At 44.5% G+C, this 12288-nt stretch carries 15 protein-coding genes; 3 read left to right on the forward strand and 12 right to left on the reverse strand.

Going from position 1 to position 12288, the window contains the following annotated elements:
* Positions 1-133 precede the first annotated feature (133 nt).
* From rpsI to DC094_RS02395, 4 genes are all read right to left on the reverse strand, one after another.
* Complete coding sequence (rpsI, locus tag DC094_RS02380; RefSeq protein ID WP_116685477.1) at positions 134-526, reverse strand: 30S ribosomal protein S9; 393 nt, start codon at positions 524-526, stop codon at positions 134-136.
* Between the two features lie 9 nt (positions 527-535).
* Complete coding sequence (rplM, locus tag DC094_RS02385) at positions 536-964, reverse strand: 50S ribosomal protein L13 (protein ID WP_116685478.1); 429 nt, start codon at positions 962-964, stop codon at positions 536-538.
* Between the two features lie 85 nt (positions 965-1049).
* Positions 1050-2138, reverse strand: coding sequence for a cell division protein ZapE (zapE, locus tag DC094_RS02390; protein ID WP_116685479.1), 1089 nt, complete (start codon positions 2136-2138; stop codon positions 1050-1052).
* 128 nt (positions 2139-2266) lie between these two features.
* Positions 2267-2911 carry an alpha/beta hydrolase gene (locus DC094_RS02395; protein WP_158527195.1) on the reverse strand — a complete coding sequence of 215 codons (645 nt, stop codon included), beginning with the start codon at positions 2909-2911 and terminating at the stop codon, positions 2267-2269.
* A gap of 111 nt (positions 2912-3022) precedes the next feature.
* Between DC094_RS02395 and def the strand changes: the two genes are divergently transcribed.
* Both def and DC094_RS02405 read left to right on the forward strand, forming a co-directional pair.
* Entirely contained in the window at positions 3023-3547 is a 525-nt protein-coding gene (gene def, locus DC094_RS02400; RefSeq protein ID WP_116685481.1) for a peptide deformylase, read from the forward strand.
* Between the two features lie 252 nt (positions 3548-3799).
* Positions 3800-5461 (forward strand): FAD-dependent oxidoreductase, encoded by a 1662-nt coding sequence (locus DC094_RS02405; RefSeq protein WP_116685482.1) that lies wholly within the window; start codon positions 3800-3802, stop codon positions 5459-5461.
* 273 nt (positions 5462-5734) lie between these two features.
* On the opposite strand, the gene DC094_RS02415 is transcribed toward DC094_RS02405, so the two are convergent.
* Both DC094_RS02415 and DC094_RS02420 read right to left on the reverse strand, forming a co-directional pair.
* Positions 5735-6241 carry a hypothetical protein gene (locus tag DC094_RS02415; RefSeq protein WP_116685484.1) on the reverse strand — a complete coding sequence of 169 codons (507 nt, stop codon included), beginning with the start codon at positions 6239-6241 and terminating at the stop codon, positions 5735-5737.
* Positions 6242-6490: 249 nt separating this feature from the next.
* Positions 6491-6691: a hypothetical protein gene (locus DC094_RS02420; protein WP_116685485.1), complete on the reverse strand. Its 201-nt coding sequence runs from the start codon at positions 6689-6691 to the stop codon at positions 6491-6493.
* Positions 6692-7317: 626 nt separating this feature from the next.
* Between DC094_RS02420 and tnpC the strand changes: the two genes are divergently transcribed.
* Positions 7318-8760, forward strand: a complete 1443-nt coding sequence (gene tnpC, locus DC094_RS02425) for an IS66 family transposase (protein ID WP_116685486.1) — start codon at positions 7318-7320, stop codon at positions 8758-8760.
* 17 nt (positions 8761-8777) lie between these two features.
* On the opposite strand, the gene DC094_RS02430 is transcribed toward tnpC, so the two are convergent.
* The 6 genes from DC094_RS02430 to DC094_RS02455 form a co-directional block, all read right to left on the reverse strand.
* Positions 8778-8993 (reverse strand): hypothetical protein, encoded by a 216-nt coding sequence (locus tag DC094_RS02430; protein ID WP_116685487.1) that lies wholly within the window; start codon positions 8991-8993, stop codon positions 8778-8780.
* Positions 8993-9745, reverse strand: a complete 753-nt coding sequence (locus tag DC094_RS02435) for a hypothetical protein (protein WP_116685488.1) — start codon at positions 9743-9745, stop codon at positions 8993-8995. Before DC094_RS02435 ends, DC094_RS02430 begins: the two co-directional genes overlap by 1 nt.
* A gap of 316 nt (positions 9746-10061) precedes the next feature.
* The gene (locus tag DC094_RS02440) at positions 10062-10445 is read right to left on the reverse strand and encodes a hypothetical protein (protein WP_116685489.1); all 384 of its coding nucleotides are present in this window, start codon (positions 10443-10445) and stop codon (positions 10062-10064) included.
* Between the two features lie 8 nt (positions 10446-10453).
* Positions 10454-10990 (reverse strand): hypothetical protein, encoded by a 537-nt coding sequence (locus DC094_RS02445; protein ID WP_133245444.1) that lies wholly within the window; start codon positions 10988-10990, stop codon positions 10454-10456.
* A gap of 204 nt (positions 10991-11194) precedes the next feature.
* Positions 11195-11689, reverse strand: coding sequence for a hypothetical protein (locus DC094_RS02450; RefSeq protein ID WP_116685491.1), 495 nt, complete (start codon positions 11687-11689; stop codon positions 11195-11197).
* A complete protein-coding gene (locus DC094_RS02455) occupies positions 11690-12103 on the reverse strand; it encodes a hypothetical protein (RefSeq protein WP_116685492.1) in 414 nt (137 codons plus the stop codon). It lies immediately after the preceding gene.
* Positions 12104-12288: the final 185 nt, after the last annotated feature.

Genomic DNA, 12288 nt, shown 5'->3' on the forward strand with positions numbered 1-12288 from the left:
GGCCATTTAGGCCTCAACAGCCATACAAAAAGCTGAGCAAAGACAACAAAAGCCCCCTCTAAAATAAAAACCATAAAAAAAGCCGACTTGTAAACAAGTCGGCTTTTTTGATCTTTTGCCCGGAGGCAGCGGATTAACGCTTGGAGAACTGCGGACGCTTACGCGCTTTATGCAGACCCACTTTCTTCCGCTCAACTTCACGCGAGTCACGAGTAACGTAACCAGCTTGACGCAGTGCGCCACGCAAAGTTTCGTCATACTCCATCAACGCACGAGTAATACCGTGGCGGATTGCGCCCGCTTGACCAGAAATACCACCACCTTTAACAGTGATTGCCAAGTCAAAACGATCAGTCATTTCAACTAACTCTAATGGCTGACGAACAACCATGCGAGAAGTTTCACGACCAAAATATACATCTATCGAACGGCCATTAATCGTAATGTTGCCGCTGCCTGGACGCATAAATACACGAGCTGTAGAGCTCTTGCGACGACCAGTACCGTAATCAAAGTTTGCCATCATAGCTCTCCGTTAAATGTCCAGTACCTGAGGTTGCTGGGCTGCGTGCTGGTGCTCGGCACCCGCATACACTTTCAGCTTCCGATACATTTCACGACCCAAAGGACCGCGGGGCAACATACCCTTGACCGCTTTCTCAATAATCCGCTCAGGGAAAGTTTGATTCAGCTTAGCGAAGTTGACAGTCTTCAAACCACCTGGAAAACCAGTGTGGTGATAGTACATTTTGTCTTGTGCCTTATTACCAGTAACTTTAACCTTCTCAGCATTGATAACGATGATGTAATCACCAGTATCAACGTGAGGAGTGTACTCAGGCTTATGTTTTCCGCGCAAACGAGTTGCAATTTCTGCCGCCATACGACCGAGAGTCTTGCCCTCTGCGTCTACGACATACCAGTCACGTTTGACTGTTTGCGGCGTAGCTGTAAAAGTCTTCATTATCTTGAAACCACAGGATATTGACTGTAGAAAGTGCCGGGATTCTACATAAACCCTCCAGCGCACACAAGCCTTTATTCACGTTTTATGGCAAGTGTTTACGCGCGAGATACTCATGAGATTGCATTTCCTGCAGCCGACTGCGAGTTCTTTTGAACTCAAAAGCAAGCTGTTTACCGGAATATAGCTGATCCAGAGGCACTTCTGCAGACATTATAAGTTTAACGCAGCGGTCGTAAAATTCATCAACCATGTTAATGAACCGCCGCGCATGATCATTGCCGGCATCATCCATGTGTTCGACACCTGACACCAGAACAGAATGATGACAGCGCGCTATTTCTATATAGTCGGCAGTGCTTCTGGCGGTTTTACAAATGGCATGAAAATCCAACCAAACCACACCATCGCCAGCCATTTTGACATCAATTAAACGCCCTTCTACTTCTAACGCTTGCTGACTGCGCCCGCCGACTTCAGGCGCCAGCATTGAAAAATATTGCCGCAAACCTTTTTCAGCTTGCTGGTCTAGCGGCGAATGATAAATCTCGGCTTTTTCCAGTGCTCGCAATCGATAATCGACACCACCATCCACATTCACCACTTCCGTGAACTGCTTGATCAAATCAATTGCCGGTAGAAAACGCGCTCGCTGCAAACCATTTCGATATAAACCGTCCGGCGCAATATTAGAAGTCGCCACCAGGGAAACTCCATTTTCAAACAAGGCTTCCATTAGTCCAGCTAAAATCATTGCATCTGTAATGTCTGAGACAAAAAATTCATCGAAACAAAGAATGTCACACTGATCGGCAAATTCTTTAGCGATCACCTGTAGCGGGTTTTTCTGACCTTTATGTTTATCCAATGAAGCATGAACGCTGCGCATAAAGCGGTGGAAATGCACTCGCTGCTTTCGCTCGCCTGGCAGGCATTCAAAGAAAACATCTACTAGATAAGTTTTGCCTCGACCAACGCCACCCCAAAAATAAACACCCTTGAGCGGTTCGTTCTTTTTCTTAATCCAGCGGTCAAGCAAACCGGCCTTTTTATTGATGGCGGCACAGTAGTCCTGATACAAACGCTGCAAATGCGACACCGCTAATTGCTGTGCTGGATCAGAAGTGAATCCCGGCTGTTGAAGATCCTGCTGATATCTTTGTTCGGGTGTCACCCTGTTTATCTCCTACCGCAACAACTTGGCCGATCAAATGACAAAATTCACCAATTAATCGGCGCTTTATAATTATATTTTTCAATTGAGCCGAGCAGATCATCCACCCACCCGGCTCAACTCAAGATTTAACCAACAAAGTTCTGGTTAACCAAATCCTTTAGCAAGCTCAACTGGCCATGGAAAAAATGACCACAAGCTTCTGCTTTTATAAACTGTTTATCACCCTGCAACTCAGAAACCCAAGCTTCTACTGCCTGAGGTGAAACTATTTCATCCTGTTGCGGCTGAATAATGGTTAACGGATGCACCGGCGCACCAATCGCTCGAAAGTTAAAACGAAGCACTGGCGGTGCAATCAATAAAATACGCTCAACAATCTCTTTAGGAAGTAAATTCGCTGCTCGTAGGGAAACAAACGATCCAAAAGAGAAGCCAGCCAGCAAAATTTTGTGGTCAGGGTTTTGCCTGCGCAACCAATGCAGCAAAATCATTACATCTTCTGATTCACCAACACCAAAATCAAAACCACCTTCACTATGGCCAACGCCACGGAAATTTAACCGCAAACAGCCAATACCTGCATCGCGGAAATTACGTGTCAGCGTGGTAACCACTTTATTGTCCATGGTGCCGCCACCCAGCGGGTGCGGATGGCAAACCAAAGCAGAAACATTCTTTGACTCACCCTTAGGAGCAGTCCAGTGCGCCTGAATATTGCCACCGCCGCCGATGAAGTTCAGCGCAGCATCGCCACTTGGCATTTCAATCATCTGAAACTCCTGATTTCTAATAAATAATTTATTTGCTCGAATGCACTTTTCAAAAGTGCTCGCCTGCGACGATAATAGAAGCTGCATTAACTGGCAACGGGAAGCAACCAAATGGCTGTTAGACGTATCCTACGGATGGGTGATCCGTTACTGCGCCGTCAGGCACGCGAAGTTGAAGATCCAACCTCAGCTGATATCAAACTACTGATTCAAGACATGCTTGATACCATGCGCCATTATGATGGTGCCGGGCTAGCCGCGCCACAAATTGGCATTGATCTGCAGCTAGTGATCTTTGGTTTTGAACACAATCCGCGCTATCCCGATCAGCCAGCAATACCGCAAACCATTCTTATCAATCCAATGATCACACCAACATCGCAAGAAAAATTTGAAGATTGGGAAGGCTGCCTTAGCCTGCCCGGCATTCGCGGACAAGTGCCTCGCTTTCATCAAATTCATTATTACGGCTTAGATAAAAACGGCAACAAAGTAGAAAACGAAGTGAGTGGATTTCATGCTCGAGTCATCCAGCATGAATGCGATCACCTAGAAGGTCGATTATTCCCAGATCGCATGACTAGCTTAGAAACGTTAGGTTTTGAAGAAGAGCTTTTTCAGCAAAACCAGACTTGAATGTTTTTCAGTGCATTCTTGACAACCAACTAACAACCCTTAATTTTTTAAGCGCTTTCTTGACTTTTAACCGCCACTTCGGCTTAATCCACAACCAATTTGCTGCAACGCACAAATATAAAAATTTAGCCAGACAGGCATTGAGACGATAGGTTAGCTACATTATTTGTCGCACCAAAAATCACTCAATCGCAACTATAAAAGCAACCTGTCCGGCACCTTCATTCAAGATGTGATATTGGAGGTATAACAATGGCAAGGCAAAAAATACTAGTGCTCGGAGGCGGTTTTGGCGGCGTATTCTGCGCCAAACATCTGCAAAAGTTACTAGGAAAAGACCACGATATTGAGCTGGTTTGCGAAAACAACTATTTCGTATTTCAGCCTTTGCTGCCTGAAGTTGCTGCTGGCACCATCAATGCCGAAGATGCAGTTTCCCCTCTGCGCGCCCTGTTACCCGGCGTCAAATTCCGTATGGCGGATATTCGTCGGATTGATCACGCAAACCAGCGTGTCTATGTAATGCAGGGACGCAAACGCGTTATGGTTCCACTGAGCTATGATCAACTGGTTATCGCCAGTGGCCAGCAAGTGGACCTGAGTCGCTTTCCGGGCTTGCAAGAACACGCCCTAAGAATGAAAAACCTCGCCGACGCCCATCGGCTGCGTAATCATATTATCAACTGCCTGGAACATGCGGACGTCACCCACGACCCGCAATTAAAACGACGATTATTAACCTTTATCGTTGCTGGCGGTGGTTTCTCCGGGGTTGAAACCACCGGTGAAATGGAAGAAATGCTGACGCGCTCACTCAAGTTCTACCCGAACATTACCCGAGCAGAAATCCGCATTATGTTGATTGAATACTTGCCAAGAATTTTACCGGAACTACCGGAAAAACTAGCAGATTACACCGCACTACAGCTAAAAAAACGCGGCATAGAAATGCTGTTAGGTGTTGGCATTAAATCAGCCACTGGCACCATGGTCGAAACTATGGATGGCCAGCGACTGGAAACCGCCACCATTGTTGCCACTATCGGCAACGGCCCATCCCAGTTACTAAAAGCACTTCCAGTTGAATTAGAACGCGGCAAACTGGCGACTGATTCGTTCTTTCAAGTCAAAGGAATGGAACGGGTTTGGGCATTAGGTGATGCGGCACTAATTCCATTACCCGAAGACAAAGACGGCAAACCGCGCTTTGCACCGCCAACAGCGCAATTCGCGTCTCGCGAAGCATTGTGCTTGGCAAGAAACATGCAATGCCTGCTCACCGAAAAACCGTTAAAGCCATTTGACTATAAACCGCTCGGCTCACTAGCCTCGATTGGTGCTTATAAGGCAGTCGGTGAAATGTTCGGCATTAAACTTTCTGGCACCTTTGCCTGGATTTTATGGCGTACTTTTTATCTCGGCATGCTGCCCGGTGGCATGACCAAGCTACGAGTGGGTATTAACTGGTTCCTAGATTATTGCTTTCCACGCACCACAGTTAAGTTCAAGCAATGGTCAGAACCTTCAGCTCGTTATTTGCGATTTGCCCAAGGCGATATTGTTTTTTACCCCGGCCAGATTCCAGAAGGTTTCTACACCATTGTAAAAGGCACCTTGGGCGTAACCATGAAAGGCCCTGATGGCCAGCAGTTCATTAAAACCATGGGCAAGGGCGAACATTTGGGTGAGCGTGAATTGCTCGGTCAAATACCCGGCCAGCCATCGGCTACTACCGGCGCAGTAACTGCCTTAGAAGAAACCACCGTTTTGGTGATGGATCGTAAAGATTTCCGTCGTTTCACCAAAGTCTTCCCAGCACTAGAACAATATTTCGAAGAATATATCGAAAGTCATTACCCGGAATATTTGAAGCCTGTGCCAATAGAAGATCCGCAACAGAAAATTGCCAATTAATTTACGGCAAAAAAAACAGCACTTGCAAAAGTTTTGCAAGTGCTGTTTTTTTTAAAAACCTAAAACCATAGCATTAATAAACACCTTATTTATTTAGATGCTTAATTCGATGCCAAGTAGGTTAGATAAGACCAGAAATGATCCCTTGATTTCTCGGAATTTCCACCATCCATGGCGGTCACGAAGCGCCATCTGACATTTTACGATATCTACCAGAAGGCTCAGGAGTTCTTCCAACCTTGCGTTCAGGGCAGCTTTAAGTTTCTGCAACACTTAACCTAGGCCAGCAATACACGCCTGGTTAATTTGCGACCAATTAGTTTCAGCCAATATATTTCCTGCCTGACCATACCCCCAAAACGCCATCATTAATGCGAACACGCCAAGCAACACTGGCAACAACGCTTTAGCATAGACAGTCATGCCAAATACATAGCGCCTGCGGAAATAGACCTTTTCACCCGGCAATGGATCTTGGCCCGCTCGCAGTATTTTTCTGCCGCGTAATAAAAACATGCCTATTCCGATTGATGCGAACATCGCCGGAATACCCACAAAAAGTCCGTAGAACATAACTCCAGCGCCATTAACCTCGGCATCAAACCAAAGATAATTTTGACACTGTACAGTATCGGCAAATTCTCGAAACCATGGAAACCAAACAAACTGAATTACCGCAGCAACCATTATTGCCAGTGAAATAAAAACCACTTTAAAACGACGAATTTTCTCTGGCGAGTGCTGCGGGGCAAAATTCTGCTTGGTATTTGACTCGATCAAACTTGCTCCTCAAATAAACTCGGAATATAAATCGTGGCACCGGCGAAAGTAAATCCAATCATAATCACAACACCTAGTACAACAAACCAATAAGCTGCAGCATTATCTTAGCGATACAACCAACGCCCCGCCGCATAAACTTTTTTTGATAAAAGCGCATGCACCAGATAAATTACAAAGAAAAAACTAGCATCCAAAACCTATTACCGACAACATTACGACAAACTCATCCCCCAAAAATTGGCTGTATTAAAATGCAGCATCAGGTGCCATACCCGTAACGATTACCAGCATAACCCCGGCAAAGCCATGAATAAAGACGCCCGACCAATAAGAATCCCCTGGTTCAGACCGATACTGCCAACCGCCTTTAAAGAAAATCCGGCTAGATATAACCCCATAACAACAAAAAACAATTTCAAACATTCCTGCATATTTGAGCACATCCACGATGTCAGCACCTCAGCTATTCCTGCAAATCGCGCTATTTGCCGCAGCCATTGCTCCACCTGCCGCAATTAATCCCGTATACATTAATACAATCCCAATAATTGGACCGACAAAGACACCACAAGCCTGTCATTGCAGCTAGAAAAACCATCATGGTCTTAAACATAAACCTCCCTTTCAAACTGAATGACCGCAGCAATGGACAGTGCGACACCAATAAAAAGCACCTTAAATCGGTTCAGCTGCTTGGGGTTATGTTGCGGTACATATACTTGCTTCATTGTTCACCTGTATAAAAAGCGACTGAAGTAGTCAACAGCTTCCAAGCAATGTGCACTTTGTTCATATATACCCCGTAAATACAGGTTAATTTTCTATGCACTCAAAACGTAACCATTCAGCACAATTTAATATAAAAATCGCTTGACAGGTTTTTTGATATTTTCCCGAATTTAAGCACCTCTTTCAGAATACCACTTAAACGCCGCATTAAACTGCTATTAACACACCTGATTATCAATGTTTTTTGCTCAGAATAGCGCATCAGCATTCCGCTTCTAAAAAGTCGCCACAGTAAGCCTCAGAGACAAAAAAACCACCCTGAAAACCTGTGCGATAATAACCGCATGGACTCAATCGAAATTAATAAAACAATCGCTGAAACCGAGCGATTGTTAGCCAAAAGCAAAAGCTTACCGCCCGAACTGGTGGCGATGGTTCGTATGCTGATGCTCGTCGTTAAGATATTGCTTGATAGCAAAGGGCTAAACAGCAAAAACTCCAGCATTCCGCCATCGGCAGATCCTAATCGAGAAAAGAAATCGCGCGCCAAAAGCAATAAAAACCCAGGCGGGCAGCCTGGCCATAAAGGCAGTAATTTATCACCGGTGAAAGACCCAGATGAAGTGCTGGATATTACGATTGATCGTAGCCAATTGCCGAAAGGAAAATACCGTGTTGTTGGCAGTGAAAGCCGCCAAGTAGTTGATGTTCGTATTACCCGATATGTCACCGAATATCGGGCGCAGATTCTACAAGACGAGCAGGGTAACCAGTTTGTTGCTGAGTTTCCGCAAGGGGTCACTCGGCCAATACAATATGGCAATGAGTTTAAAGCCAACGCGGTTTATATGTCGAGCTACCAGCTGATTCCTTATGAACGGACTCAAAAGCACTTCGCTGAGATATTGGATGCGCCAATCAGCACCGGTAGCCTTGCCAATTTTAATCAGGAAGCTTTTCATCGACTGAAGCCATTTGCTCAGTTAGTACCGGCTATTTTGCGTGCTGGAGATTTGATTCATGCCGATGAAACCGGCGTCAATATCAATGGTAAACGAAAGTGGCTACATGTCGCGAGCAATGACCGCTGGACGTGGATTGAAGCGCATGAATCAAGAGGTATCGAGGCAATGGAAGCGATCGACATCTTGCCTAAATTTACCGGTTTATTGGTACACGATCACTGGAAAAGCTACTACCGATTTGTGCTGTGCTTGCATGTATTGTGTAACGCCCATCATGTACGTGAATTGGCGCGAGCCCATGAGCAAGATGGCCAGCAGTGGGCCAAGGCAATGGAAGATCTGCTTTATGAAATGAATACGGCAGTCAATGAGGCGGGGGGTGAGTTGGATGAAAAGCAGTGTCAAAAATGGGTGAAGCGATATCGAAAAATATTAAAAGCAGGTGATCGGGAATGCCCGGCACCTGAGCCAAAAAAAGCGGATAAAAAAGGTCAATTAAAACGAGGGAAATTAGCACGAAGTAAATCGAGAAATTTATTAGAGCGGCTGCGGGATTTTGAAGCAGACGTGCTGCGGTTTATGAGTAATACCCGAGCACCGTTTACCAATAATCAGGGTGAACGGGACTTCCGTATGAGCAAGGTTCAGCAGAAGATATCAGGCTGCTTCCGCTCATGGGATGGCGTGAAAGCGTATTGCAGAATCCGGAGCTATATATCGACCTGCCAAAAAAATGGGGTCGGTGTTGGGGAAGCTTTGTCGTTATTATTTGCGGGTAAATGGCCGGACTTTATTCAGGAGAAATTGGATCGGTTGGTGTGACATGCTGAATGGTTACCTCAAAACAAACCTGGCAGATATATCCCAGCGCAGAAAAAAGTGAAAACCATCATCACGACAACCCCCACTAAAGCAATCCAGTACGCCGCTGTATCTTCACAACGATATAGCCATCTACCTGCCGCATATACTTTTTTAGATACAAGCGCATAGACAAAATAAATACAAAAGAACAAGCTTGCGCCCAGACACCCAAAACCAATAATTGGCAACATCAAGCAGGCCTCCTTGCTAAGTCTTTACATGCCTGGTCGGATGGCGCTAAAGAATTCCCCGCAATCAGGGAAGCATATAAAGCAACTAGACCCAACATCGGATTCACAAAAAAACCTATAACTACAAACACAACAGCAATTGATGATAAAGCTAAAAACGCATCCCTGCATTTGCTATCTGAATTTGCTCTCGCGTGCAGTAAGTCATATACAAGGATTGCAGCAATAACTATCGATACAACCAAAAGAAGAACAGCAATCAAAACAGAACTGACAGCACCCGCTAAAATCCCAGTGAAAAAACCAATGGCCGTTAACCAACCGGCGAGGTCTTCATCAAGAGCTTCCCAACTCCCATTCGCTCCACCTGTAATTTTATATGCACCACTGCCGGTTTCTGGATTTTCGATAATATAACCCGAGCCACTCCAGCCGAAGTAGTTGATTTCCCGCTCATGAACTTGCACGGTTTTTCCTTGGCTAATCGCATTGCGGATTTCGTTTTTGGTGGCGGAATCAATCGAGATATTGTTCAGCTGGTCGATATTTTCCTGGGTCAGGGTAAAGATTTTTTGCCCTTGCTGCGCAGCGACTTGCAACGCCTTGACAGCACTAACAGCTTGCGGCGCATTTGCCGGGTCTGTTGAATCATTGTTAAACAGCATTTCAGGAATTAAATGCTCAAATGCCGATGCCCGCGCCGCACTGGTGCGGTTTAAAGTAGTCCAGTCGACATAGCAGTTATTACCCACTTCGGTCGCTCCCAGCTGTTCAAGATTAATGGTTTTGATGACACTGACATCATATCGGTAGACCAGTAATTTTCATTACTGGTCTACCGTGAATTAATATTTTTTATTTGCAGCCATTATGAAGGAGTGAAATCTTTGGCTGGCATCTGTTTTCCCTTGTTTCGTTAACACCGAAAATCAAGCCCAACCACCAGACCAACGCTGGCATAGGCTGGGCTATCAATACTCATTTTCCAATCAAAAGAAAATCAGATTACTTATGCATAAGATTCATTTGCTCCTGCTCTTACCATTCCTTTGGGCTGTATGCTTTTCTCTACCAAAATGCAAACATTGCCCCTGCTCCAACAGCAATCAGTGCAAGCATTACACAAAAATCAAAAAACCTTCTTTTCAAACAGAAAAAATTGCTTGAAGGGTTTTTTATAACAATCACAGTATCTCCAACTAAAACATTTGGGCCAAACCCTTTCAAAAACAACCCTTGCTGCCCCCCAAGCTTCTTTTCTTTATTTAACATGAATTTATATAAGACCGCCTTATATTTCAATCTAAAGAGAACACTTCCAGGAACAGATTTATTTACATACTCGACCTGCATTACTTTTGCCTGAATATCCACCCAAAACAAACTCCAAACATACCAAATGATTGCATATAAGCAGATAGCCAAACCCATAAATATAATGATGATATTCATTTCAATCCTTATGCAAACCGAGCGAACTGCTCATCCCATCGTCTCACATGTGAAAACAAATAATTACCCAAGGTATTTGCAAAAACAGCAATTATTGCTGCAACTGCACCTCCAATTAAAAAGGCGATTGCCGAAGAAGATATCGCAGCGACCACCAGCGCAACTACTTCTAATGTAATTGCAAATGCAACTACCGATATTACTGCCAATCCAATTTTTGATTCTAAAGAGTGTTCACTTAAGGCAATTGAAGTAAACCCTACAAGCAAACCAAATACTCCTGCCACTTTTGCTAATTTTGCAGCTGATTGAAGTTTTTTTATTTTTTCCGACCACCATGCATCAGCATATTTAGCAAACTTACCCGTATATCCATCAGCCGCACCCAATAAAAAAGCGATCATGCCATAAAGATAATTTATAAGTGCCGCCCCATTCGCCCCGCCGGTGATTTTATATGCACCGCTGCCGGTCTCGGGGTTTTCGATAATATATCCCGAGCCACTCCAGCCGAAGTAGTTGATTTCTTTTTCATGCACTTGCACGGTTTTACCCTGGCTAATGGCATTACGGATTTCGTTTTTGGCGGCATGATCAATCGAGATATTATTTAACTGATCGATATTATCTTTGGTTAAGGTAAATATCTTCTGCCCTTGTTGGGCGGCACTGCCTTTATGTGTTAGCTCTCCAAATAGCACTTAAGTGCAACCGGAATTGTCACAGCTGCCAGTCAAATCCAAATATCATTACTTCTTTTCATCCACCGGTACTAAAAACGCAACATCTGGAGTATTGGTAGAAAAGTGAATTTGAACCGGGTGGTTTCGATCTTCCCAATCAACCCGATGCGCATTACGAAATATTTCCCCTTTATACTCAAATTCAAAGTACGCCTTATCCTTGCATGCGTACTTGCCATCACAGTTTCGACGCCAGCTTAGTTTGGTTACTTTTGTGTAAGCACCATGTTTTTGTAGCTCTTTGTTTACAAAATAATCATTAGAAAAATACCCCCTCAGGAAAGACCCGAAAAAAACGATTCCAAGCAACAATTCTTTAACCACAGATTCTTTATCCCTATAGAAAATCTTGTTACCGGGGGTTTTCTGGTAAATCAAAAACAGTCCAGCCAGCATAATCCAAAAGTACCACACGCCCTGTAAGTACTCCGAATGCTCAAAACGATAAAATCCCCAAATGCCCGTCATCCATAACAACAGACCAAAAACAAAATAGCCCATCTAATCTCCCCTGAAATCAAGCCATAAAAAACTCCAAGCAATTAGGCCAAGCAGCAAAACAGCGACACCTTTTAAAACAAACGGGACGGTCAAAGCCAGCCCCATTGAGATAAGCCATACCAGCAAAAGCAGGGCCTTATATGTAAGAATCAATTTTTCGCTGAAACGCTTTTGCAGCGGATAAAAAGCAATCAGGGAGTAGGAGCCTGTATACATCGCATATTGATAAAACCAGTTCCCAATGTTTGATAAGTACATAACTACTCCAGCTCCGAGCAGTAACAAGAAAGCACCACTTGCCAGAACCCTGTGCCGCTTAGGCAACAACATTATCGCCCACGGAGGACAGACTACAGATAAAGCCAAAAATTTTCTGGCAACTTGTTCTGATTCAAAATAAATTGATCTGATCATATTCTTCTCAAAGAGCAGCTCACTTCACTTTGAGCAACTGCTACAAGGGCATTCCCTAGCAAAAACGATGCTGCCCAGAACACAAGAGCGCCTACCCAAAAACCACCCAAAATCAGCCCGCCGATAGTCAAAGCAACTGTTGAAAACACACGACAAAACCTGCCATATATGGCACTGCCTTTAAG

The organism is Pelagibaculum spongiae, from assembly GCF_003097315.1.
GTDB lineage: Bacteria > Pseudomonadota > Gammaproteobacteria > Enterobacterales > Pelagibaculaceae > Pelagibaculum > Pelagibaculum spongiae.

Bases quoted from the DNA above. Each gene is read 5' to 3' on its own strand.
- DC094_RS02405 (WP_116685482.1), top strand. From the start codon at position 3,800: ATGGCAAGGCAAAAAATACTAGTGCTCGGAGGCGGTTTTGGCGGCGTA.
- tnpC (WP_116685486.1), top strand. From the start codon at position 7,318: ATGGACTCAATCGAAATTAATAAAACAATCGCTGAAACCGAGCGATTG.
- DC094_RS02450 (WP_116685491.1), bottom strand. From the start codon at position 11,689: ATGGGCTATTTTGTTTTTGGTCTGTTGTTATGGATGACGGGCATTTGG.
- def (WP_116685481.1), top strand. From the start codon at position 3,023: ATGGCTGTTAGACGTATCCTACGGATGGGTGATCCGTTACTGCGCCGT.
- rpsI (WP_116685477.1), bottom strand. From the start codon at position 526: ATGATGGCAAACTTTGATTACGGTACTGGTCGTCGCAAGAGCTCTACA.
- rplM (WP_116685478.1), bottom strand. From the start codon at position 964: ATGAAGACTTTTACAGCTACGCCGCAAACAGTCAAACGTGACTGGTAT.
- DC094_RS02455 (WP_116685492.1), bottom strand. From the start codon at position 12,103: ATGATCAGATCAATTTATTTTGAATCAGAACAAGTTGCCAGAAAATTT.
- DC094_RS02430 (WP_116685487.1), bottom strand. From the start codon at position 8,993: ATGTTGCCAATTATTGGTTTTGGGTGTCTGGGCGCAAGCTTGTTCTTT.
- DC094_RS02395 (WP_158527195.1), bottom strand. From the start codon at position 2,911: ATGATTGAAATGCCAAGTGGCGATGCTGCGCTGAACTTCATCGGCGGC.
- DC094_RS02440 (WP_116685489.1), bottom strand. From the start codon at position 10,445: ATGAATATCATCATTATATTTATGGGTTTGGCTATCTGCTTATATGCA.